This window comes from Chryseobacterium sp. MMS23-Vi53, from assembly GCF_047651245.1.
GTDB lineage: Bacteria > Bacteroidota > Bacteroidia > Flavobacteriales > Weeksellaceae > Chryseobacterium.
This window is the reverse complement of record NZ_CP180265.1, coordinates 3,690,186-3,712,102: the sequence shown is the minus strand read 5'-3', so window position 1 is coordinate 3,712,102 and position 21,917 is coordinate 3,690,186. Positions and strand designations below refer to the sequence as shown.

At 34.2% G+C, this 21,917-nt stretch carries 24 protein-coding genes; 17 read left to right on the top strand and 7 right to left on the bottom strand.

Annotated features, from left to right (window positions below):
• Positions 1-38: 38 nt before the first annotated feature.
• Positions 39-473, top strand: coding sequence for a GNAT family N-acetyltransferase (locus ACKX2A_RS16675; RefSeq protein WP_415326004.1), 435 nt, complete (start codon positions 39-41; stop codon positions 471-473).
• Between the two features lie 111 nt (positions 474-584).
• Here ACKX2A_RS16675 and ACKX2A_RS16670 read toward each other — a convergent pair whose 3' ends face one another.
• The gene (locus ACKX2A_RS16670) at positions 585-1,502 is read right to left on the bottom strand and encodes a LysR family transcriptional regulator (protein ID WP_415326002.1); all 918 of its coding nucleotides are present in this window, start codon (positions 1,500-1,502) and stop codon (positions 585-587) included.
• A gap of 144 nt (positions 1,503-1,646) precedes the next feature.
• Positions 1,647-2,390 carry a metallophosphoesterase family protein gene (locus ACKX2A_RS16665; protein ID WP_415326000.1) on the bottom strand — a complete coding sequence of 248 codons (744 nt, stop codon included), beginning with the start codon at positions 2,388-2,390 and terminating at the stop codon, positions 1,647-1,649.
• A 278-nt stretch (positions 2,391-2,668) separates the two neighbouring features.
• Between ACKX2A_RS16665 and ACKX2A_RS16660 the strand changes: the two genes are divergently transcribed.
• From ACKX2A_RS16660 to ACKX2A_RS16645, 4 genes are all read left to right on the top strand, one after another.
• Positions 2,669-3,283 (top strand): NAD(P)H-dependent oxidoreductase, encoded by a 615-nt coding sequence (locus ACKX2A_RS16660; RefSeq protein ID WP_415325998.1) that lies wholly within the window; start codon positions 2,669-2,671, stop codon positions 3,281-3,283.
• Positions 3,283-3,570 carry a putative quinol monooxygenase gene (locus tag ACKX2A_RS16655; protein ID WP_415325996.1) on the top strand — a complete coding sequence of 96 codons (288 nt, stop codon included), beginning with the start codon at positions 3,283-3,285 and terminating at the stop codon, positions 3,568-3,570. Before ACKX2A_RS16660 ends, ACKX2A_RS16655 begins: the two co-directional genes overlap by 1 nt.
• 218 nt (positions 3,571-3,788) lie before the next feature.
• On the top strand, positions 3,789-4,463 hold the full coding sequence (locus tag ACKX2A_RS16650; protein WP_415325994.1) for a type 1 glutamine amidotransferase domain-containing protein: 675 nt from the start codon (positions 3,789-3,791) through the stop codon (positions 4,461-4,463).
• A 61-nt stretch (positions 4,464-4,524) separates the two neighbouring features.
• Positions 4,525-5,508: an aldo/keto reductase gene (locus tag ACKX2A_RS16645; protein ID WP_415325993.1), complete on the top strand. Its 984-nt coding sequence runs from the start codon at positions 4,525-4,527 to the stop codon at positions 5,506-5,508.
• A 93-nt stretch (positions 5,509-5,601) separates the two neighbouring features.
• On the opposite strand, the gene ACKX2A_RS16640 is transcribed toward ACKX2A_RS16645, so the two are convergent.
• Positions 5,602-6,045 (bottom strand): carboxymuconolactone decarboxylase family protein, encoded by a 444-nt coding sequence (locus ACKX2A_RS16640; RefSeq protein WP_415325991.1) that lies wholly within the window; start codon positions 6,043-6,045, stop codon positions 5,602-5,604.
• A 66-nt stretch (positions 6,046-6,111) separates the two neighbouring features.
• Positions 6,112-6,684, bottom strand: a complete 573-nt coding sequence (locus tag ACKX2A_RS16635; RefSeq protein ID WP_415325989.1) for a Crp/Fnr family transcriptional regulator — start codon at positions 6,682-6,684, stop codon at positions 6,112-6,114.
• Between the two features lie 65 nt (positions 6,685-6,749).
• On the opposite strand from ACKX2A_RS16635, the gene ACKX2A_RS16630 reads away from it, so the two are divergent.
• Positions 6,750-7,115, top strand: coding sequence for a DUF1304 domain-containing protein (locus tag ACKX2A_RS16630; RefSeq protein ID WP_415325988.1), 366 nt, complete (start codon positions 6,750-6,752; stop codon positions 7,113-7,115).
• A gap of 104 nt (positions 7,116-7,219) precedes the next feature.
• On the opposite strand, the gene ACKX2A_RS16625 is transcribed toward ACKX2A_RS16630, so the two are convergent.
• Both ACKX2A_RS16625 and ACKX2A_RS16620 read right to left on the bottom strand, forming a co-directional pair.
• Positions 7,220-7,687 (bottom strand): thioredoxin family protein, encoded by a 468-nt coding sequence (locus ACKX2A_RS16625; protein ID WP_415325986.1) that lies wholly within the window; start codon positions 7,685-7,687, stop codon positions 7,220-7,222.
• Between the two features lie 171 nt (positions 7,688-7,858).
• A complete protein-coding gene (locus tag ACKX2A_RS16620; RefSeq protein ID WP_415325985.1) occupies positions 7,859-9,928 on the bottom strand; it encodes a TonB-dependent receptor plug domain-containing protein in 2,070 nt (689 codons plus the stop codon).
• Between the two features lie 122 nt (positions 9,929-10,050).
• Between ACKX2A_RS16620 and ACKX2A_RS16615 the strand changes: the two genes are divergently transcribed.
• The 8 genes from ACKX2A_RS16615 to ACKX2A_RS16580 all read left to right on the top strand — a co-directional run bounded on the left by ACKX2A_RS16615 (position 10,051) and on the right by ACKX2A_RS16580 (position 18,377).
• The gene (locus tag ACKX2A_RS16615) at positions 10,051-11,205 is read left to right on the top strand and encodes a homogentisate 1,2-dioxygenase (RefSeq protein WP_415325983.1); all 1,155 of its coding nucleotides are present in this window, start codon (positions 10,051-10,053) and stop codon (positions 11,203-11,205) included.
• A gap of 320 nt (positions 11,206-11,525) precedes the next feature.
• Positions 11,526-12,800 carry an acetyl-CoA hydrolase/transferase family protein gene (locus ACKX2A_RS16610; RefSeq protein WP_415325981.1) on the top strand — a complete coding sequence of 425 codons (1,275 nt, stop codon included), beginning with the start codon at positions 11,526-11,528 and terminating at the stop codon, positions 12,798-12,800.
• Positions 12,801-12,944: 144 nt separating this feature from the next.
• Positions 12,945-13,724 (top strand): hypothetical protein, encoded by a 780-nt coding sequence (locus ACKX2A_RS16605; protein ID WP_415325980.1) that lies wholly within the window; start codon positions 12,945-12,947, stop codon positions 13,722-13,724.
• A 235-nt stretch (positions 13,725-13,959) separates the two neighbouring features.
• The gene (hppD, locus tag ACKX2A_RS16600) at positions 13,960-15,090 is read left to right on the top strand and encodes a 4-hydroxyphenylpyruvate dioxygenase (RefSeq protein ID WP_415325978.1); all 1,131 of its coding nucleotides are present in this window, start codon (positions 13,960-13,962) and stop codon (positions 15,088-15,090) included.
• A gap of 72 nt (positions 15,091-15,162) precedes the next feature.
• Entirely contained in the window at positions 15,163-15,648 is a 486-nt protein-coding gene (locus ACKX2A_RS16595; protein WP_415325977.1) for a hypothetical protein, read from the top strand.
• Between the two features lie 159 nt (positions 15,649-15,807).
• Positions 15,808-17,055, top strand: a complete 1,248-nt coding sequence (gene fahA, locus ACKX2A_RS16590; RefSeq protein ID WP_415325976.1) for a fumarylacetoacetase — start codon at positions 15,808-15,810, stop codon at positions 17,053-17,055.
• 29 nt (positions 17,056-17,084) lie between these two features.
• Positions 17,085-17,492, top strand: coding sequence for a GxxExxY protein (locus ACKX2A_RS16585; protein WP_415325974.1), 408 nt, complete (start codon positions 17,085-17,087; stop codon positions 17,490-17,492).
• Positions 17,493-17,555: 63 nt separating this feature from the next.
• The gene (locus ACKX2A_RS16580; protein WP_415325973.1) at positions 17,556-18,377 is read left to right on the top strand and encodes a flavin reductase family protein; all 822 of its coding nucleotides are present in this window, start codon (positions 17,556-17,558) and stop codon (positions 18,375-18,377) included.
• Between the two features lie 34 nt (positions 18,378-18,411).
• On the opposite strand, the gene ACKX2A_RS16575 is transcribed toward ACKX2A_RS16580, so the two are convergent.
• Positions 18,412-19,260: an alpha/beta hydrolase family protein gene (locus ACKX2A_RS16575; RefSeq protein WP_415325971.1), complete on the bottom strand. Its 849-nt coding sequence runs from the start codon at positions 19,258-19,260 to the stop codon at positions 18,412-18,414.
• A gap of 181 nt (positions 19,261-19,441) precedes the next feature.
• On the opposite strand from ACKX2A_RS16575, the gene ACKX2A_RS16570 reads away from it, so the two are divergent.
• The 3 genes from ACKX2A_RS16570 to ACKX2A_RS16560 are packed head-to-tail and all read left to right on the top strand — an operon-like array spanning position 19,442 to position 21,628.
• On the top strand, positions 19,442-20,215 hold the full coding sequence (locus tag ACKX2A_RS16570) for a HipA family kinase (protein WP_415325970.1): 774 nt from the start codon (positions 19,442-19,444) through the stop codon (positions 20,213-20,215).
• Complete coding sequence (locus ACKX2A_RS16565) at positions 20,202-20,585, top strand: DUF3037 domain-containing protein (protein WP_415325969.1); 384 nt, start codon at positions 20,202-20,204, stop codon at positions 20,583-20,585. The genes ACKX2A_RS16570 and ACKX2A_RS16565 overlap by 14 nt, the downstream gene beginning before the upstream one ends.
• Positions 20,586-20,617: 32 nt before the next feature.
• A complete protein-coding gene (locus ACKX2A_RS16560; protein WP_415325968.1) occupies positions 20,618-21,628 on the top strand; it encodes an alpha/beta hydrolase fold domain-containing protein in 1,011 nt (336 codons plus the stop codon).
• The last annotated feature ends 289 nt before the right edge of the window (positions 21,629-21,917 follow it).

The following is a 21,917-nucleotide window of genomic DNA, read 5'->3' as shown; positions in this document are numbered from 1 at the left end:
TGCTTAAATATTTTACTTTTGCAGAAAATTTAAAAATTATGTCAAACCAAATCAGAATCGCAACATCACAAGACTACCCAAGAATCATAGAAATCTGGAAATCTGCTGTGAAAGCCACTCACGATTTTCTTTCAGAAGAAGACTTCAACTATTTTAAAGAAGTTATTCCAAGAGATTATTTACCCAATCTTGAAGTGTATTTGATTATTGAAAATGGAGAAGCACAAGGCTTTGCTTCCGTTGCAGAAGGAAATTTAGAGATGCTTTTTATTCATAATGATGTGCGTGGAAAAGGTTTAGGTAAAGAATTATATCAATTCATGAAAGAAAAAACCGGCTTAACAAAAGTCGATGTGAATGAACAAAATCCACAGGCAATCTGTTTCTACGAGAAATTAGGATTTAAGCAAATTGGAAGATCCGAAAAAAATGGTTCTGGAAAAGATTATCCGATGATTCATATGAGTTTGTAGTAGAATAATCTATGCAATGTCATTATGAGGAAGGAAGAATCTCAACATAAATTATTAGAGATTCTTCAAATCCACTTCGTTTCTTTCAGAATGACAAAAATTGTCAAAAAACTAGACAATCAAAGCTTCATCTTTGCTCATCATTTTTCTGAATAAGCCTTTAATATGATCAATTTCTTCCGCGTAATTTGTTTTTTTTCTGCATCCGAAATATAATGTATTTTCTAATTTTTTCTCGCCTTCCCAAATGAGTTTCACCTCTCCGTTTTCAATTTCATTTTTGCATAAAAAATCAGGGACAACAGCCAATCCTGTTCCACCTTTCAGACAACGAATAATTGAATTCAGATTCGGAACAATATAATTCGGTCGGAAATTCGGCTTATGCCCAAAATTCAGAATCCAAAACTGAAAAAGATGTTCCATATCTCCGGTCGTTCCGTACCATTTTTCCTGTTTCAGCCATTCCTCGACGTGTTCCAAACCTTTTGTGGCAACGACCTCATTGAAACTTTCTGTATCCACATTTTTTCCTCCGACTAAAATAATCTGTTCTGAAGAAAATGCTTCATGTAAAATATTAGGTGAAGTTCCTTTTTTGGGGGTAATAATTAAATCTAAAATACCTTTATCCAGTTGATCCAACATTTCAGGATATTCACCAAAACTTATAATTAAATTGAATGGCAACGTCGAAACATACTGCTCCAAAGTCGTCTGGAAAGTCTCAAAACACATTCCCACACTGATGGTCGGTGTATGTTTTTCTGTTGATTTTTGAAAGTTTTTTTCAACGTCTTCCAATTTTGTCAAAGGTTCAGAAATCGCGTTAAATAAAACCTTTCCTCTTTCTGTGGGAATCATTTTCCTTCCGGTTCTGTCGAATAATTTGTACCCGACGTACGCTTCCAGAGAACTTAGATGCAGACTCACTCCTGGTTGCGAAATAAACAGAGAATCCGCTGCTCCAGTTAATGTTCCGGTTTTATAAATCGCTTTAAAAGTTCGATACCATTCTAGATTTACCATGATATTTAATTTGTTAATAGGTTAATTAATTATCTGTAAATAATGAATTCATCTATCATATTTATGATACAAAATTACAAAACAATTATAATGATAATATTTAGATTTAATTTAATAATTCTATTATTGTTTTTCTGAAATTTTTCAGATGACAGAAACTTTTTCATTTCGCAAAAACCAAGCATAATAATCCGGTATTTCGCTTTTCTCAATTTCCTGAGCAACTTTTTCACGCGCATACTCTAGCTGAATAATTTCTGGAATCAACTTTTCTTCATCCAAATTGAGAATTACATACGAAGCCAAACGGTTTTCTTCTCTTGACCGACCGACAGAACCTCCGTTAATCGCCCATTTTCCGGCAAAATATTTTGTAAAAGACATATGAGTATGCCCCATAATAATTACATCAGATTGAGATTCATTCAACATGTTTTGAAAAATTTCATCATGTTCATTTTCGTACAAATAAGTATCATTGCTTTCCAGGCTAGAATGCACTAACTGAATATTCCAATGCTTTTTACCGACTTTATAATTTAATTTTAAATGAAAAGGTAATTCAGATAAAAAGTTTTTATTTTCTTGAGTAATGTATTTTTTAGAGTGGTTTATGGCTGCAAATCGGGCTTCTGTTTCTTCCTCAGAATGCTTCTCCAAAGGAATTATAGGAATATCAAAAGCGATTCTTTCATCATGATTTCCCATTAAACAAGAAATATTTAAGCTTTTTATTTTCTCGATGACTTCATTTCCCCAAGGTGCAAAATCTACCAGATCTCCCAAACAAAATTTTTGCTGTATTCCTCTTTTTTCAATATCATTAAGAACTACTTCCAATGCAGGAAGGTTTCCATGTATGTCACCAAAGACTGCAATCTTTATCATGTATTCTTCAATTTTAAAACAAATTTAGGAGACAGAAAATTATTCAGTTTAAAAACGGAGTATGATTTTTAACCATAAGTAGTGTGAAATATGATTTTCCTTCACAAGTCAATTGTCAATTAGACATAGCAACAATTCACAAGCAAAGTGAATTAACGATTCACTTATTGATACAATAAACTATCATTTTTATAATACTTAACTATAATTCATATTATTTTTATTATACAAAGCACCATCATAACTTTGCATCATAAAATTTAAACAATCATAAAAAAATGAAAAAAGTATTAATCATTAACGGCGGACAAAACTTCGGACATTCCGGAGGAAAATATAATCAGACAATTGCAGACAATACGCTTGAAGTTTTAAAAAACTTTGGAAATGTAGAAGTAAAAATCACAAACGTAAGTGAAAATTACGACAAAAATGAAGAAGTGGAAAAATTCGTTTGGGCAGATTATATCATTTATCACACTCCGATTTGGTGGTTTCAATTGCCGAATGGTTTGAAAAAATATATCGATGAAGTTTTCACGGCAGGTCATGCAAAAGGAATTTATATGAGCGACGGCAGAACAGCCGACAATCCGAAAATCAACTACGGAACAGGGGGAATGCTGAAAGGAAGAAAATATATGTTAACGACAAGCTGGAATGCTCCTGAAACTGCTTTTACGCTGCCTGGAGAATTCTTCAACGAAACAAGTGTAGATAATGGACCGTTATTTGGCTTTCATAGAATGAATGCCTTTGTTTCACTGGAAAAAATGGAAAGTTTTCACTTTCATGATGTAGAAAAAAATGCGAATATTGAACGTGATATGAAATTGTACAGAGAACATCTTACTACCGTCTTTGAAAAAGAATTAAAACCACAATTAGCCTAATGAAAATTTATCTTACAGCAATAATAAAAGCAAAAGAAGAATACAGAAACGACGTTTTAGAAGTTCTTCAAAACATGGTAAAAGAAACCGTGAAAGAAGAAGCGAACGAATTGTACACGCTTCATCAGGGAATTAAAGACAAAAATCAATTTGTTTTCTACGAAATCTGGAAAAATAAAGAGGGTTTAGACCAACACAATCAACAGCCATATATTCAAGCTTTTGGGACTTTGGTTGATGAAAAGTTACAGGAAAAACCACAGATTTATTTAACTGAAATTATTTAATTTATTTACCGCAAAAGAATCAAAAGAAATCATTAAAGACAAGATACAAAGGGAATCAAAGAGTCCATACTTCAATTTTGTACACTTTAGCATAATAAAATCTTTTGGCTCTTTTGTGGTAAATATAAACATTTAGAATCATGAAAAAATTAGCGTTTTTAATCCTTGCCGCTTTCACAATAGGATTTTTTCAGTCACAAACCAAAAAATCAAAAAATATGAAAAAGAAAATCTTATTCGTTGTGACAAGTCACGACAAAAAAGGTGATACCGGCGAGGAAACCGGATATTATCTTGGCGAAGTTTCCCATCCTTGGGAAGTTCTTCATAAAGCAGGTTACGAAATCGATTTTGTAAGCCCAAAAGGCGGAACACCTCCCGTTGACGGATTTGATTTGAAAGATCCTGTCAACAAAGAATTTTGGGAAAATAAAGAATACAAAAATAAAATAGATCATTCTTTACAACCTTCAGACATTAATCCAGACAATTATTCCACAATATTTTATGCAGGAGGTCACGGTGCAATGTGGGATTTCGCAGACAATACAGAATTATCAACGATCGCCTCAAAAATTTACGAAAACGGAGGAATTGTAGCCGGAGTTTGTCATGGACCTGCAGGTTTGGTGAATATTAAATTGAACAACGGTAAATATTTGGTTGACGGCAAAAAAATCAATGCTTTTACCAATGAAGAGGAATCTGAAGTGAAATTAACGAATGTTGTCCCTTTCCTTTTGGAAGATAAATTGAAGGAGAGAGGAGCAAAATTTGAAAAATCAGGGCTTTGGCAAAACCATGTAGTGAGTGATCAAAGAGTGATTACGGGACAAAATCCTCAGTCTGCAAAAAGTGTTGGAGAAGCTATTTTAAAGGAATTAAATAAATAAAATTTTCAATCGTAAAAGCCTGAAGAATTTTAATCAAAACAAAAAATAAGACAAAAATAAAATGCAATATAGAAAATTAGGAAACACCGACTTAGAACTTTCAGTGATTACACACGGAGCGTTTGCCATTGGTGGAAATATGTGGGGTGGAAATGAAAAACAGGATTCCATTAATTCAATTCACGCTTCTTTGGATAACGGCGTTACTTCAATTGATACTGCACCGTTCTACGGTTTTGGATTGAGTGAAGAAATGATCGGAGAAGCAATTAAAGGAAAAGATCGTTCAAAAATTCAGTTATTAACAAAATTTGGTTTAGTTTGGGACGGAAGCAATAACGGAAAAGGTGAGTTTTTCTTCGATGCAGAGGAAAACGGTAAAAAAATTCCTGTTTATAAATTCGCTTCCAAGGAGAATATTATTAAGGAAGTTGAGGAAAGTTTAAAAAGATTAGGAACAGATTATATCGATCTTTTGCAATTGCATTGGCCAGATGCAACAACTCCCATCAGTGAAACAATGGAAGCTTTGGAAGCTCTGATCCAACAAGGGAAAATAAGAACAGCAGGTGTGAGCAATTATTCTGTCGAACAAATGGAAGAAGCAAACAAAACGTTGAAATTAGCAAGCAATCAGGTCGCTTATAGTATGCTGAACCGTTCTATTGAAAATAATTTGGTTCCTTATTCTCTGGAAAATAATTCAGGAATTATCGTTTACAGCCCGATGGAAAGAGGACTTTTGACAGGAAAATATTTTAAAAACAATAAACTAAAAGAAGACGATCACAGAAACGGATATTTTACGCAATTTGATTTAAATAAAGTAAAAAATTTCCTAGACAAAATCGAACCGATAGCTCAGGAAAAAGGCGCTACTCTTTCGCAACTGGTTTTACGCTGGACAACATTGCAACCCGCAATTACAGTAGTTTTAGCAGGAGCAAGAAACGCTCAGCAAGCCATTGAAAATGCAAAAGCAATGTCTTTCGATTTATCTTTAGAAGAACTGAATTTTATTAGTGCAGAATTAGCTAAACTTTAATTTTTCATTGCGAACGTAGTGAAGTAATCTAAAAAGCGCTTCTTAAAATCGGGAAGCGCCTTTTGTAAATAACTTTAAAATAGATAGTTGAATTTATTTCGCAATCGGCAAATGGGTACTGATTCCGATTCTGTTCCATGCATTGATCGTGATGATCGCCATGATAATCTGCGCAATTGTAGCTTCGTCAAAAAGTTGTTTTGCCTTGTAATACGTTTCTTCTGTCAATCCTTTTTGGCTTATTAATGTGATCTCTTCAGTCATTTCAAGCAAAACCTGTTCTTCTTCTGTAAAAAATTCTTTCGCATCTCTCCAAGCGTTCAAAAGGAAAATTCTTTGTGGGGTTTCACCATATTTTAGGGCATCTTTTGTGTGCATATCCAGACAAAAGGCGCATCCGTTGATCTGGGAAGCTCTTATCTTAATCAATTCTTTCTGAATTTTATTTAATGAAATGTTTTGAAGATATGCTTCTAGTCCAAACATTGCTTTGTAAGCGGCTTTATCAGTCGTTGCCATATCGAATCTTGTGCTCATAATATTTTGTTTTAAAATTTCTGAGACAAAGTTCAGCAATCTGGATTCTAAAAATCTTAAACTGGTTTAAGAACGTAATTTTGCTCGAATTTCACTTAAATATTCCGGAGTAAAACCCAAAAAAGAAGCAATAAGATATTGTGGAATTCTCTGAATAAACCAAGGATATTGTGTACTAAAATGCAGATACAATTCTTCCCTGCTCATTTCATACAAATAACGGATTCGTCTTTCCGATGCCGCATAAGCTCTCTGATAAATCATTCTGAAATACCTTTCCATTACAGGGTGTTTTTTCAATAATTCTTCCTGCATCTGAAGATCGATCGTTAAAATTGTAGAACGTTCCACAGCCTGAATACAAAAATCTGATTTTATCTGATGTTCATAGGCAAAAGTATCAGTAATCCACCAATTTTCAATCGCAAATTCAGTAGTTTGCTCTATTCCTTTTTCGTTGATAAAAAATTTTCGGAGGCAACCTTTCAATACAAAAAACATAGACTTACAAACTTCTCCATCCACCATCAAATCTTGCTTTTTCTTTATTTCTAACATCTGGAAAAAAGAAAGAATCAAAGCAAATTCTTCATCATTAATGGTAATAAATTTATCTAAATGCTGTCTGAAAGTCTCCATTTTTGAAATTCTGTAACCAAACTTAACTTTATTTTTTTAGTTTTACAATGACAAAACAGTAAATCATGGAAATTGTAGCCAAAATTTTAATCGCAGTTGTAGCCATCGAACACCTTTATATTCTCTGGATGGAAATGTTCGCGTGGGAAACCAAAGGAAAAGAGGTTTTCAAATCTGCGCTTCCTGCCGAAATGTTTAAGCCAACCAAAGGTTTAGCTGCTAATCAGGGACTTTACAACGGATTTCTTTCTGCCGGATTAATCTGGTCTTTCCTGATTGAAGATCCGAAATGGCAGACCAATGTAGCCTTATTTTTCTTGAGCTGTGTTGCTGTAGCCGGAATTTATGGTGCGATTTCAGCAACGAAGAAAATCTTTTTTGTTCAGGCTCTGCCGGCGATTTTGGCGATTGTTGCGGTGCTTTTGAAATAGTTTTTCATTATACTCTCACAGATTTGGCGGATTACGCAGATGTTTGCGTTTTAAAATTTTTCATAAATAAAAAAGATCTGCGCAATCCGCCAAATCTGTGAGAATTAAAAGTTCAAAACTTCATCGAGTTTCTCTTTCATTTTTTCAGGTTTAAAAAGCCCTTCATGATATTCAACCAAATTTAAATCTTTATCCAAAATAATCCACAAAGGATAAACAGGCTGATTTTTATTTTTAGATAAAGCCAAAGCCAATTCATGAATTCCAGAACTTCCATTTGGTAAATAATTAAAATCCTTTCCCTGAAAATTGATTTTCTCTTTCATTTTTTCAGCATCGAAATTAATTACATAAAAATTTTCATTTATTAGCTGAATCAAATCTTTATCCTTATTCAACTGAAAAGATTCAATCTTACAAACCGAGCACCAGCTTGTATAAATATGAATAATGATCGGCTTCGGATTCTCTTTCTGCCAAATTTCCAGATCCGAAAAAGTGCCTGTCTTCATCTGAGAAAGACAAAAACAAGGCACAAACATTAAAAATAAAAATATCGTTAAGGTTTTCATTTTAAAATATTTTTTTTACCGCAAAAGAGACAAAAGATTTTCAAACCTTTATTAGATACTTAAAAGTTGATAAAAGCATGAAGTTTAACTCTTTGTATTTTGTAAACTTTTAAAAATCTTTTTTCAATCATTTCTTTTGATTCTTTTGCGGTAAAATTTCATGTAAAATCATTATTTCAAAGTATATTTCACACCCATAAAACCTCTTATTTTCTGCATCGGAGCATATCCATAAGTCGTATCAAAAGTATAATGATTAGGATTGCTTATGGGGTCATCAACATTTTTATCAAACGGGTCAAACGGTCGCATCAGAGGATCTTTCGGGGTAAAATTGAAAAGATTTTTAATTCCGCAATACACCTCAAATCCCGATTTAAAGCTCTTCGAAACCTGAATATTCGCCAGAGAATAAAACGGAGAATATTCAGGTCGGTAATCATTCGGTAAAACAGGCAGTCGCATTGGTCCATAAAACTGTCCTGTAAAATCGATTGTCAGATTATTTTTAAATCTGTAGCTTAAATTATATGTTCCACTCCATTTTGGAGCATGAAGCTGTTGTGACTTTTCATTTTCATCATCAAATTTTTGATAAACATCGAGATAAGTTACTCCTAAATTGATGCTTAAAGGAAAATTAAATTGATAATCAAAATTCAGAGAAGCACCTCTTGAAATTCCATAACCGTGAAGATTGTCATAAATAATTTTTTCCGGATCCGTATCAAAATCACCAACAATTTTATTGCTGAAATAAGTATAAAATGCAGAAGCGTCTAAATTAATCAACTGATCTCCAATAGGAATTTTCCAGACATAATTCAGATTTCCATTGATGGATTTTTCAGGTTTTAAATCAGATTTAATCAAAACCTCACGAGAACCCGTCAAAGCAGCATGATCTTCCGTAAATAAATTCACAACACGGAAACCCGTTCCAAAATTGAATCGCAGGGTATGATAAGGATTCGGTGAAAACTTCCACGCAAAACGTGGTGAATGAACAGAATGATGAATTTTATCGTAATCAAATCTGTAACCCAACAATAAAGTATTTTTTTCATTAATCTCCCACTGATCCTGAATGAAAGCTCCGAAAATAGGCGACTTCATCGGTTCATTCGTCAAACCATCTGAAGACAAAGTTCCCGGTGTGTTGTCGTCATAATAGGTTTTCTTGAAAGTTACACCTAAAATCAGATCATGATTTCCCAATTTTTTATCCCAATATGTCTGTGCAAAAGCCACTTTTTGAGTCGCCATAAAAGGATTGCTCCCATAAAAAGAATTCTGATCGTGGAAATTATACGAAAACTGAGTGATAATATTCTCTTTCAAAGGCCACTGATAGACCCCAAAAGCCTCTACTCTATTGGTATAAATACTTTCTCCATATACTTCATCGCTTCCCCGATATGATTTATTCCATTGCATTTCTCCGCCAAAACGGTCTTCATATAAATATCTCAATGCAAAACTCGCCAAACGGTTTTCCTTTCTTTGAAAATTCCATTTATTAAAAACAGAAATCCTGTTCTGCAAAGCAGCATCCGTAAAATTATCCTTATTATAATCAAATCTTTTTTCATAATTAAAATAATTTAAGCTTAATAAAGAAGCGACATTTCTACCCAAATTAAATTTCGTTGATAAATCCAAATTATTTTCACTCCAGGTTGTTGTCATAAGATCGACACTCAATTTTGGAGCATTTAGAGCATTTTTAGTAATAATATTAATGACTCCACCCATCGCTTCAGATCCGTAAATAGAGGAAGCCGGACCTTTCACCACTTCAATTCTGTCCACCAAACTGTTTGGAATCCCACTTAATCCGTAAACTGTTGAAAGTGAACTTACGATCGGCATTCCGTCAATCAAAATCATGGTGTAAGGACCTTCCAACCCATTGATGTGAATGTCTCCTGTATTACAAACCGAGCAGTTCAGCTGCGGTTTTACTCCATTGACCATTGAAATGGCTTCAAAAATGCTCGGAGTCGGGTTTTTCTGGAAAAATTTTTGCGTATAAATTTCAACAGCAACCGGACTTTTAGATTTACTGATCGGTTTTATTGTTCCAGTAATCACCACATCATCAATGTCTTTTGTTTTGATTTTTTGTTTTGAAATTTTAACCGAATCCTGATTGTTTGAAAGGTTTATATTCAAACTATCAGCTTCTTGTGAAAAACAATAACCTGAAAAAAAGATCGCAGAAAATAATATTCGCCTCATGAAATTATAATTGTTAGACAAAACTAACAATTATTTTTTAATTACAAAACTTACGCATAAAATATTATTAAATTGAATTCATGAAAAAGTATTAAATTTGAGAATCAACATATAAAAGTAAAATGAGATATCATCAGTCGGGAAATATCCCACAAAAAAGACATACGATTTTCAAGTCTCCGGAAGATAAATTTTACTATGAGCAACTTTTCGGAACCGAAGGTTTTCATGGAATTTCTTCATTATTATACCATATTCACCGTCCGACACAGATAAAATCGATCGGCGAACCGAAAGATGTAGCACCGAAAATCGCAGTTGAAAAAAACGTTACTCCAAGAATGTTCAAGGGAATGAATGTGACTCCCGAGGACGATTTTATGGACAGCCGTAAGTTTTTGATGGTAAACAATGACCTGAAAATGGGATTGTCTAAACCTAGAAAATCGATGGATTATTTTTACAAAAATGCTGAGTGTGACGAGCTTTTATACGCTCACAGTGGAAGCGGAATCCTAAAAACTTTTGTAGGAAACCTCGAATTTTCTGTTGGTGATTATTTAATCATCCCAAGAGGAACGATTTATCAGGTTGAATTACATTCTGATGATACCGTTTTCTTCGTAGTAGAAAGTCATTCTCCAATTTATACGCCGAAAAGATACAGAAACGAATTCGGTCAATTACTGGAGCATTCTCCTTTCTGCGAAAGAGACATCATCACTCCAACTTTTGTAGAACCAAAAGACGAAAAAGGAGAATTTTTAATTAAAGTAAAAAAGGAAAATCAGATCACAGATTTCATCTACGCAACTCATCCATTCGACGTTGTAGGTTGGGACGGATACTTTTATCCTTATAAATTCAATATCAAAAATTTCGAGCCGATTACCGGAAGAATTCACCAACCGCCACCCGTGCATCAGACTTTTGAGGCACACAATTTTGTGGTTTGTTCGTTCTGCGCGAGAATGTATGATTATCATCCACAGGCAATTCCAGCGCCTTACAATCACTCAAATATCGATTCTGATGAAGTTTTATTCTACACAGAAGGCGATTTCATGAGCCGTAATCATATTGATTTGATGGACTTTACCCTTCACCCTGGAGGAATAGTTCATGGACCTCATCCCGGAGCAATGGAAAGAAGTATCGGAAAAAAATTCACAGAAGAATATGCTGTAATGGTTGATCCTTTCCGCCCTTTGAAACTTACGGAAGAAGCTCTAAAAGTGGAAGATTCTTCGTACAAAACTTCTTGGTTGGAAGAATAAATCAAAATTAATTTAAATTATAAAAAGGACTAAGTGCATTGCGTTTAGTCCTTTTATTTTAAGGGAGTTTTTTATTTTTTCAGGAGCTATTTCTCGCTTTCGCTACTCGCTTTTTCCTGTTTCGTGTTGTGGCGGCTTCGCCGCCACAACACGAAACAGGAAAAGAGCTCAAACATGCCGCTCAATCGAGGCTAGGGCTGTAGGAATCCGTTCAGATATTTCCAAAATATGATAAAAATCTCGAAAAAATCAAACCACTTTTTATGGAAATAAATTCAATATGAACTATCTTTAAGGAGATTAAAATTAAAAACTTTAATATGCATAATTACATTAGCGCAGAAGAAGCAATCTATACAATTAAAAGCGGAAACCGTGTTTTCTTTCACGGAAGCGCATGTACTCCCAATCATTTAATAGACGAGTTAGCTAGACAATCTCACAGATTAGAAAACGTAGAGATGGTTTCCATTACTCAGCAGGGAAATGTAGAGATCGCAAAACCTGAATATAAAGACAAATTCTTTGTGAATTCCTTGTTCGTTTCAAGTCCGGTTCGTGATGCCGTGAATTCTGACAGAGGAGATTTTGTACCGGTTTTTTTAAGTGAAATTCCTATTTTATTCAGAAAAAATATTTTACCTCTTGATGTTGCTTTAATTACCGTTTCTCCACCTGACAAACACGGTTTTTGTACTTTGGGAACTTCGGTAGACGTTGCAAGATCTGCCGTTGATACCGCAAAAATCGTTGTAGCTATAGTCAACCCTTTAATGCCAAGAACACACGGTGACGGAATGATCCACATCAGCAGAATTCATAAGCTGGTTTGGCACGAAGAAGAGCTTCCAACAGTAGATTACGGAGCAAAAGTCGGTCCCGAAGAAATGGAAGTCGGAAAAAATGTTGCGGAATTAATTGACGATAAATCTACGCTTCAAATGGGAATCGGAACTATTCCTGATGCTGTTTTAAAATGTCTGGGAAATCATAAAGACCTGGGTGTCCATACCGAAATGTTAAGCGATGGCGTGGTGGATCTCATTCAAAATGACGTTATTAATAATAAATACAAAGGATATCACAACAATAAAACGATAACAAGCTTCTGTTTCGGAACCAGAAAATTGTACGATTATGTAGATGATAACACCGTTTTCGCCTTTAATGATGTAAGCGCGGTAAATTTCCCAATCAACATTATGAGAAACAAAAAAATGGTTGCTATCAATTCTGCGATTGAGATTGATTTAACAGGTCAAGTTTGTGCAGATTCTATCGGAACAATGCAGTACAGCGGTATTGGCGGACAAATGGATTTCATGAGAGGAGCAGCGTTGAGCGAAGACGGAAAACCAATTATTGCCATTACTTCAAGAACGAAAAAAGGAGTTTCCAGAATTGTTCCGTTTTTGAAGCAAGGAGCCGGAGTTGTTACAACGAGAGGTCACGTTCATTATGTGGTTACTGAATATGGCACAGTCTATTTGTATGGAAAAAATCTTCGTCAGAGAGCTCAGGAATTGATAAGTATTGCACATCCGGATGATAGAGAAATGCTGGAAAGAGCAGCTTATGAAAGATTTAAACATTAAATCAATTTGATGTTTAAATTTTTCGTTGATAACTTTTATTTAATCTAAAAATAACGTACATTTAATTTAACATAAAGAAATAGTAAAAATACCTCAAGGTTTTGGCAGTATATTTGATAAAAACCTTTTTAAAAACATTGGAGATTGAAAACTATATATAATTCGATAAGAGAGGAGGTTGTGAAGCATTCCAAGGTAAAAAACTCTGTTTTGGGGAATGTAGGAGAATGGAAACGAAGCCATTATATAATTCTATCCGAAATCATAAAAGATGAATTATCAGAAGCCCAAGAACTGAAAGGCGGAAAAAAATTCGAAATAGGCAATACTATCTCGCACGTTACTCTTCAACGTTTTTTTGAAAATGATTATCAGGACAAAACGCACAACGATTTACGATTTTTAAAAACTTTAGATAAGATCTGTATCTTTTTAGGGTACAAAGATCTTAATGCTTACATCCAGTTTGTAAAAGAAAAAAAACAGGAAAATGAAGAAACTAATAATGAAAAATTTCTTCAGATTGTGTACGATTACTGCGCAACAGTATTTGAGTTTTACAAACAATTTCCAAATCATAAAACAGAATTATTCAAGGATTTGGTTTTCAATGAATCTCCTTTTTTGGAAAGAGCATCTTATTTCAGCAAAGAATTATGCGATCGCGGATTTCAGTTGGTGACCAAGAATAACCGTTCAAATTATGAGGTTTTTGACATTCATGTCGTGACGGATGAACCGGATAAAAAAATCTTAGAATCTCAGGAATTCTGGAATCTTTTATTCGAAGTTGGCGAATCTGGTGAAAAACATTTCGTAAATCAATTAAATACTCAAATTTATTTCATCCGAAAAATAGACAATGTCTGGAAAATCTGGGACAACTACAACCCCGATGCAGGAAGACTCAACAATATTAAATAAAGAAAAGCCGCAGATCATTCTACGGCTTTCTTGTTCGAAATATTTTTTTTTCACTTGTCTTGTTATCAACAAATGTAGAAATACTGTTTGTAACATAAGAAACTTAAATATACTTAAATGAACTTTTCTTTAATCTAATATTAAAACTTGCCTAACGTTTGTTTGTTAATATTTTTCGTATTTGTAAGAAATTCGTAATTTGCATACCTATAATATAAAAGTAAAAATAGAAAATATGTCAACACTTACATTTGCCGAAAAAATTGCTCAAGCAGAGAATTTTTTACCGATCAACGGTACAGATTATATTGAGTTTTATGTAGGAAATGCAAAACAGGCTGCACATTATTACAAAACCGCTTTTGGTTTTCAGTCTGTTGCATATGCTGGTCCTGAGACAGGAGTGAGAGATCGTGCATCTTACGTTCTTCAGCAGGGGAAAATAAGATTGGTTCTTACAACGGGACTTAAATCTGACTCGCCGATCAACGAGCACGTAAAAAAACACGGTGATGGAGTGAAAATTTTGGCACTTTGGGTAGATGACGCTTATGCTGCTTTCGAAGAGACTACAAAAAGAGGTGGAAAACCATATTTGGAGCCTGTAACTTTAACGGACGCAGACGGTGAAGTAAGAATGTCCGGAATTTATACGTACGGAGAAACAGTTCACATGTTTGTGGAAAGAAAAAATTATAACGGTGCTTTCATGCCTGGTTACGAAAAGTGGGAAAGTGATTACAACCCCGAAGAAGCAGGTTTACTGTACGTTGACCACTGCGTAGGAAACGTAGACTGGGACAGAATGATCCCTACTGTTGAATGGTACGAAAAAGTAATGGGATTTGTGAACATTCTTTCTTTTGACGACAAACAGATCAACACAGAATATTCTGCTTTGATGTCTAAAGTAATGTCAAACGGAAACGGATACGCAAAATTCCCTATCAACGAACCTGCAGAAGGTAAAAAGAAATCTCAGGTTGAAGAATATCTGGATTTCTACGAAGGTGAAGGAGTACAACACATCGCGGTTGCTACAAAAGACATCATCCACACTGTAACTGAATTGAAAAAACGTGGCGTAGAATTCCTTTCTGCTCCACCAGAAGCATATTACGATATGGTTCCTGAAAGAGTGGGTCACATCGATGAAGACCTGAAAAAACTTCAGGAATTAGGTATTCTTATCGATCATGATGAAGAAGGATATTTACTTCAAATCTTTACAAAACCGGTAGAAGACCGTCCTACTCTATTCTTCGAAATCATTGAGAGACACGGAGCCCAAAGTTTTGGTGCAGGTAACTTCAAAGCATTGTTCGAAGCTTTAGAAAGAGAACAGGAAAGAAGAGGAAATCTTTAATTTTAACAACAATATAGAGTTTTGTCAGGATGAAAAGTCTTGACAAAACTTTTTTTTAAAAAACACATCATTATGAGAAAATTTTTAGTTGGAATGCTATTTTTTGGAGCAACATTTGGCTTAAAAGCACAATACGGTTCTTTAAACGACATTCTTACCCGACTTGAAGAAAGAAAAGGAGTCAACCAAAACCTGGAGTCTGTAAATATTGATAACAAGAAATTTATTTTCATTAAAGATGAAGCAGATCACACCGAGAGAGATTTTATTGTTATTAAAGGAAACAAAGCAACGTATGTAGAAGTTTTCGACGATAAAGCAACGGGGGAAACTACTTCAAACGTATTTTCAGGCGACATTGTGAGAAATAAGAAAAATATTATTTCTTTACGAGCAGATATGCTGGAAAACAAAAAAGTTCCGATTCCGGTTACCAAAACTCTATTATTAACAAGCCAGGACAATATTTTATACCTGATTGATGTTAATACTAAAGCAAGATGGATTGATGAAGAATCCTTTTCTAAAGCTAAAACAAAGGCTAAATCTAAAAAGTAAATTCAATTGTCATTGCGAAAAACGAAGTGACGAAGAAATCTTTAAATACAAATAACTCAACTGTTTTCCACAAATATTTGTAATAATAAATTTATGTCTATTTGTGTAAAAACTAGCAGAATTCGTATTTAAAATCAATTAAAATTAAATCTAAAAATTATGAAATCATTTGTAGAATATTCATCAAATTCAGATTTTTCCATTCATAATATTCCGTTTGGAGTAGCAGTTTTCAACAAAGAATATATTGCATGTTGTACAAGGATCGGAGATCAGGTTGTTGATCTTGCTGCATTGTTTGACTTTGGATACTTCGAAGAAATTGAAGGTCTTGATGATAACGTTTTCGAAGCATATACCATCAACGAATTTATCGAACTTGGAAAACCTGTAACGAATGCTGTACGTCTAAAAATCCAGGAATTATTACAGGAAGGATCTTCATTGTCGAAAGATGAAAAAACAATCGAAGAAGCATTCTACGATTTAGATAAAATAAAGATGATGATGCCTGTGCATATCCCGAATTACACGGATTTCTACAGCAGCATAGAGCATGCCACTAATGTTGGAAAAATGTTCAGAGATCCTGCAAATGCATTGTTGCCAAACTGGAAACATTTGCCCGTAGGATATCACGGAAGAGCTTCTTCAATAGTGGTTTCAGGAACAGAAATCAACCGCCCAAAAGGTCAGACAAAACCTGCGGACGCAGAAAAACCGCTTTTCGGACCGTCAAAACAATTGGATTTCGAATTGGAAATGGCGTTCATCATCAACAAAAACACAGAAATGGGCGAAAGTATTTCTACAAAAGATGCCGAAGACGCTATTTTCGGAATGGTAGTTTTCAACGACTGGTCTGCAAGAGATATTCAGGCTTGGGAATATGTTCCGCTTGGACCATTCTTGGCTAAAAATTTCGGTTCGTCTATTTCTCCGTGGGTAGTTACTCTGGAGGCTTTAGAACCATTCAGAACAGCTTCTCCTACACAGGATCCTGAAGTTTTAGATTATTTAAAATTTGAAGGAGATAAAAATTATGATATTAATTTAGAAGTTTATTTACAGCCTGAAAATGGTGAAGAAAATTTAATTTCTGAAAGTAATTATAAGTACATGTACTGGAACATGACTCAGCAATTGGCTCATCACACAGTAAATGGCTGTAACGTAGAGGTTGGAGATTTATATGCAAGTGGAACAATCTCAGGAAGCGATCCAAAATCTTTCGGTTCTATGCTTGAATTAACTTGGAGAGGTCAAAATCCGATCCAACTAAGCAACGGACAGGAAAGAAAATTCATCGATGATAATGACACAGTAACTATGAAAGCTTGGGCTGAAAAAGATGGTGTGAGAGTAGGTTTTGGGGAAGTTTCCGGGAAAATTATTCCTGCAACTTAAATTTAACCACAAAAGTCACAAAAGCTTTCATGATTACCCAATCTTATTTAACCGATTTAACCTATAAGATTAATGGAGCCTGCATAGAAGTTCACAAAATCTTAGGAGCAGGTTTGTTGGAAAGCGTTTATCATAAATGTTTGGAAGAAGAATTTAGCTTAAGAAATATAAATTTTAAATCTGAATTTAAAGTGCCAATCATTTATAAAGGAAAAGAAATTAAATGTGACTTCTTTTGTGATTTTTTAGTTGAAGATTTAATTGTAGTTGAATTAAAGGCAGTTTCAGAACTAAATGAAATTCATCGTGCTCAAGTTTTAAATTATATTAATTTAATGAAGAAACCCAAAGGAATATTGATCAACTTTAATGTGAAAAATTTATATCATCAAGGACATGAAACTTTTGTTAATAAGTATTACGATATGCTTTTTTGATCTTAAAAGATTCAAATTATTTGCTTAAAAAACTTTTGTGACTTTTGTGGTTAAATAAAAAATATGAAAACAGTAATCCCCTCCGAAATAACTCCCGTACAACTCCAATTGGTTATGCAGACAGCCGTTTCACCGCGCCCGATTGCATTGGCTTCAACAGTTGATAAAGACGGGAACAGCAATTTATCCCCGTTCAGTTTTTTCAATATGTTCAGTACAGTTCCTCCGATTCTGATTTTTTCACCATCGAGAAGAGTTCGCGACAATACGACAAAACATACACTAGAAAACGTTTTAGAAGTTCCTGAAGTAGTCATTGGAACAGTAAATTTCCCGATTGTACAACAAATTTCTTTAGCATCAACTGAATACGGAGATGGTGTAAATGAATTCGTTAAATCTGGTTTAACGATGAAGGATGCGGATTTAGTTCAACCAAAACTGATTGAAGAATGTCCTGTGAACTTCGAATGTAAAGTTTTAGAAGTGAAACCATTAGGAGATCAGGGAGGAGCAGGAAATCTGGTCATTTGTGAAGTTCAGAAAATCCACATCAGAGAAGAATATTTGGATGAGCAAGGAAATCTGGATCAGGCAAAACTAGATATGGTGGCGCGTTTAGGTGCAAACTGGTATTCCAGAAATAATGAAGCTACTCTTTTTGAAGTTCCTAAACCTTTAGTAACAAAAGGTATTGGTTTTGATCTTCTTCCGAATGAAATAAAATTAAGTAAAATTTTCACGGGAAATGATCTTGGAATGTTGGCCAATGTAGAAATTTTGCCTCCAGGAGAATATCATTCGGATGAAAATGTTCACCAAGATGCTCAGAAACTATTGCTTGAAAGTAAAATTGAAGAGGCTTGGAAAATTTTAATTAAATAAAAAACAAAAGGAGTGAAAAATTTCACTCCTTTTATTATTCATTCACAATTTTTTCGTTGATAAATTCCACACATTTTTCAACAACATTATTTAAATCTTTTGGCAGTCCGTTTTCTTCCCAAGGTTCTTTTGCACCAAAAGTATGATTGGCATTTTCAATTAAATATAATTCTGAATTTGGATTTAAAATATGAAGGTGTTCCGCATTTTTTATACTTACAGATTCGTCATTTGTTCCGTGAATGATTAAAACATGAGCTTTTGCCATTTCCGTTGCTCTTTCCACATCGAAACGGTGCTCATCTTTTTCGAAATCTTCATAAAACTGGTAATAATGTGGCATTTCCTGCTTTGTTCTTCCATTTAAAACGTAATAGACTCCTGCTCCTTTCCACTTTTCAAAGGCATCATTTTTAGGAAAACGATCCAAAGTATCTACACTTGCCAAGGTTATCAGTCCATTGATTCTTTCGTCTTCATAAGTCTTCACAATAGAAATTCCTCCTCCCCGACTGTGACCAATTAAAATAATTTTCTGATCATCAACTTTAGTATCCTGAACAAAATAATCGATCACCGACCCCAAATCAGACAATTCTTTAGAATAATTATTATTTCCAAAAGCTTCTAAATCTGCAAAATTATGAGGATCTTCAACCGTAGTTCCATTATGTGAAAAATTAAATTTAACAAAGAAAAATCCGGCTTCAGCAAAATTTTCTGCCATTAAATTCCATGCGCCCCAATCTTTGTAGCCTTTGTAACCGTGAATAAAAATAACCAGTGGTAATTTTCCATCTGCTTCAGGATAAAATGCATCAGCAAGAAATTCTTTGGTTTCAGGATTTGAGATGATAATATTTTGCTTTTTTGTGATTTGCATGTTTATTTTTATTTAGCATATTTCTGTCGTTTCGACGAAGGAGAAATCTATTAACAGAATCTTCATTACGCTTTGTTTTATTCAGAATGACAGACTGTATATTATTAATGATTAATTTAAATTCCACTTAAAAATATTAAAAATAGAAATAAACACAAAGTAAAAACCTTATTTTTGCTTCATGTTGGATTTAAGAACGGTAACCGTCATGCGTTACATTCTGCCACTTCGCGAAGGAGGTTCGCTTCCCGCTTTGGCAGAAGCTGATGATGATTTTAAATATGTATTGAAATTTCGTGGCGCAGGTCATGGAGTTAAAATGTTGATTTCCGAATTATTAGGTGGAAAAATCACCGAAAAATTAGGACTAAAAATTCCTGAATTGGTTTTCATTAATCTTGATGTAGATTTCGGAAGAGCCGAAGCCGACGAAGAAATTCAGGATTTGCTGAAAAATTCTGAAGGACTGAATTTAGGATTGCATTATCTTTCCGGTTCGATTACTTATGATCCGAGTGTGAAAGTTGATTCGCTTTTAGCTTCAAAAATTGTTTGGTTGGATGCGTTTATTACCAATATCGATCGTACTTTTAAGAATACCAACATGTTGATGTGGCATAAAGAATTGTGGATCATCGACAATGGTGCATCTTTCTATTTCCATCATTCCTGGCAGAATTTTGATACGGCTGCAAAAACTCCGTTCAAATATGTGAAAGACCATGTTTTGCTTCCAAAAGCTGGAAATTTAGACGAAGCCGATCGATTTGCCAAAGAAGTTTTAAATGAAAGTTTTTTTAGGGAAATTGTTGATTTAATCCCCGAAGACTGGTTGCACTGGAATGACGCCGATGAAACGCCTGAAGAGATCCGTGAAGTGTATTTCAACTTTTTGAAAACACGATTAGAAAATTCTGAAATCTTTTTAAACGAAGCAAAAAATGCAAGAGGATAAAATTTACGAATACGCTGTAATACGCTTGGTTCCGAAGGTTGAGAGAGAAGAATTTTTCAACATCGGATTGGTTATGTTTTCTAAAAAAGAGAAATTTATCAAGGTTGAATTTTATTTATGTCCTGATAAATTTAAATTAATGCAAAGCAAACTGGATTATGATGATGTTATTCAAAATCTGGAAAGCTTCAAAAAAATTGCAGAAGGAGCAAAAGACGGAGGACCAATTGCTCAATTGGAAATTCCGGAACGATTTCGTTGGTTGACGGCGGTGAGAAGCTCGGTTGTACAAACATCAAGACCTCATCCCGGAAAATCCAAAGATCTGGAAAAGACTTTTGGTAGGCTTTTTGAGGAGTTAGTAAAATAATACACTCTTCAAAATAATATTCTATGAAATCAATGAATCGCAATATAATTTACAGGTTTTCACTGAACCTGTTTTTTATTTTATTTTTATGTCAAACAACTTTTGGATATTCTCAGCCTCCACTTGAGCCACAAACTGCTCCAAGTATTCTTCTTCCTGAAAAAACGACTTTTTTAAAAGACATTTCTTACAAAAACGACAGCGCTGGAAAACCTTTGCTTTTAGACATTTATAGACCAAAAAATTCAACTTCGGAAAAACTTCCGGTGGTTGTGTATGTTCATGGTGGGGCTTGGGCAAAAGGTGATAAAACGGTAAGAGCCGACAGTTATATTGAAAGTTTTATATTAAAATTAGTAGAGAAAAACTACGCTGTCATTAGTATTGATAATACTTTGGTAAGTGAGACCGTACATTTTCCGTTGCCTATTCAGGATACTAAAGATGCTGTGAGGTGGGTGAGAAAAAATGCTGATAAATATAATTTTGATGTCAATAATATTGGATTTTACGGGGCTTCTTCGGGTGCGCATTTGTCGATGCTGTCTGCGTATTCGAACGACAATGAATATGTTGGAAGTCCTGAACTTTCGTCTTACTCGGGAAAGGTAAATTATGTGGTGAGTAATTTCGGACCGACAGATCTAAATAAACTTTTACATACAAGATTAGGGAAAATTCCGGTGGCCATTGTTGGGCTTTTCTTTAAACCTATTGTTGAAATCCGTCAAAAGTTAGTTTGGGGAATTTCGGGATACGATATTAAAAATGATAAGAGAAAAGCAGTTGATTATCTGAAAACCGTTTCTCCGATAAATGATACCGAAAATGCTGTTCCGACATTTATTCTTCATGGAGATAAGGACAAAGTTGCACCTTTAAGTCAGTCTAAAAGATTGGTGAAAAAATTGAAAAAAGCAAATATTGAAACTTCATTAGTCATTGTAAAAGATGGAATTCACGGTTTTGGAAAAACGGATAAAGCCTATCTTAATCAATTGACGGATGAGATGGTAAATTTTATTGAATTGCATAAAAAATAGTTTAAATTTTACTCTCACAAAGTCTTGATTCTTATCAAACTTTGTAGATTCAAACCTCATAGGTTTTCGACAACCTATGAGGTTTAGTTTTATATAACAGTCGCAAGTTCCCAGCCCCGATTGCAACGACATCCTTTTCTGAATGGGCTTTGAAAAAAAGTGTTGGCGAAAAGATATAGTGGAAAGCGGGAAATAGCTCCTAAAAAAGTTTCAAATAGATAAATTAATTCCATTTCTATTCATTTAAATTTAACCATTCTAATTTTTATTTATCTAAAAACTAAAATTA

Excerpts from the sequence above, each read along its gene's own strand:
- fahA (WP_415325976.1), top strand. The coding sequence starts at position 15,808 with ATGAAATCATTTGTAGAATATTCATCAAATTCAGATTTTTCCATTCAT.
- hppD (WP_415325978.1), top strand. The coding sequence starts at position 13,960 with ATGTCAACACTTACATTTGCCGAAAAAATTGCTCAAGCAGAGAATTTT.
- ACKX2A_RS16565 (WP_415325969.1), top strand. The coding sequence starts at position 20,202 with ATGCAAGAGGATAAAATTTACGAATACGCTGTAATACGCTTGGTTCCG.
- ACKX2A_RS16585 (WP_415325974.1), top strand. The coding sequence starts at position 17,085 with ATGATTACCCAATCTTATTTAACCGATTTAACCTATAAGATTAATGGA.
- ACKX2A_RS16670 (WP_415326002.1), bottom strand. The coding sequence starts at position 1,502 with ATGGTAAATCTAGAATGGTATCGAACTTTTAAAGCGATTTATAAAACC.
- ACKX2A_RS16560 (WP_415325968.1), top strand. The coding sequence starts at position 20,618 with ATGAATCGCAATATAATTTACAGGTTTTCACTGAACCTGTTTTTTATT.
- ACKX2A_RS16675 (WP_415326004.1), top strand. The coding sequence starts at position 39 with ATGTCAAACCAAATCAGAATCGCAACATCACAAGACTACCCAAGAATC.
- ACKX2A_RS16620 (WP_415325985.1), bottom strand. The coding sequence starts at position 9,928 with ATGAGGCGAATATTATTTTCTGCGATCTTTTTTTCAGGTTATTGTTTT.
- ACKX2A_RS16640 (WP_415325991.1), bottom strand. The coding sequence starts at position 6,045 with ATGAGCACAAGATTCGATATGGCAACGACTGATAAAGCCGCTTACAAA.
- ACKX2A_RS16645 (WP_415325993.1), top strand. The coding sequence starts at position 4,525 with ATGCAATATAGAAAATTAGGAAACACCGACTTAGAACTTTCAGTGATT.
- ACKX2A_RS16610 (WP_415325981.1), top strand. The coding sequence starts at position 11,526 with ATGCATAATTACATTAGCGCAGAAGAAGCAATCTATACAATTAAAAGC.
- ACKX2A_RS16575 (WP_415325971.1), bottom strand. The coding sequence starts at position 19,260 with ATGCAAATCACAAAAAAGCAAAATATTATCATCTCAAATCCTGAAACC.
- ACKX2A_RS16635 (WP_415325989.1), bottom strand. The coding sequence starts at position 6,684 with ATGGAGACTTTCAGACAGCATTTAGATAAATTTATTACCATTAATGAT.
- ACKX2A_RS16595 (WP_415325977.1), top strand. The coding sequence starts at position 15,163 with ATGAGAAAATTTTTAGTTGGAATGCTATTTTTTGGAGCAACATTTGGC.
- ACKX2A_RS16615 (WP_415325983.1), top strand. The coding sequence starts at position 10,051 with ATGAGATATCATCAGTCGGGAAATATCCCACAAAAAAGACATACGATT.
- ACKX2A_RS16580 (WP_415325973.1), top strand. The coding sequence starts at position 17,556 with ATGAAAACAGTAATCCCCTCCGAAATAACTCCCGTACAACTCCAATTG.
- ACKX2A_RS16570 (WP_415325970.1), top strand. The coding sequence starts at position 19,442 with ATGTTGGATTTAAGAACGGTAACCGTCATGCGTTACATTCTGCCACTT.
- ACKX2A_RS16665 (WP_415326000.1), bottom strand. The coding sequence starts at position 2,390 with ATGATAAAGATTGCAGTCTTTGGTGACATACATGGAAACCTTCCTGCA.
- ACKX2A_RS16655 (WP_415325996.1), top strand. The coding sequence starts at position 3,283 with ATGAAAATTTATCTTACAGCAATAATAAAAGCAAAAGAAGAATACAGA.
- ACKX2A_RS16630 (WP_415325988.1), top strand. The coding sequence starts at position 6,750 with ATGGAAATTGTAGCCAAAATTTTAATCGCAGTTGTAGCCATCGAACAC.
- ACKX2A_RS16650 (WP_415325994.1), top strand. The coding sequence starts at position 3,789 with ATGAAAAAGAAAATCTTATTCGTTGTGACAAGTCACGACAAAAAAGGT.
- ACKX2A_RS16625 (WP_415325986.1), bottom strand. The coding sequence starts at position 7,687 with ATGAAAACCTTAACGATATTTTTATTTTTAATGTTTGTGCCTTGTTTT.
- ACKX2A_RS16660 (WP_415325998.1), top strand. The coding sequence starts at position 2,669 with ATGAAAAAAGTATTAATCATTAACGGCGGACAAAACTTCGGACATTCC.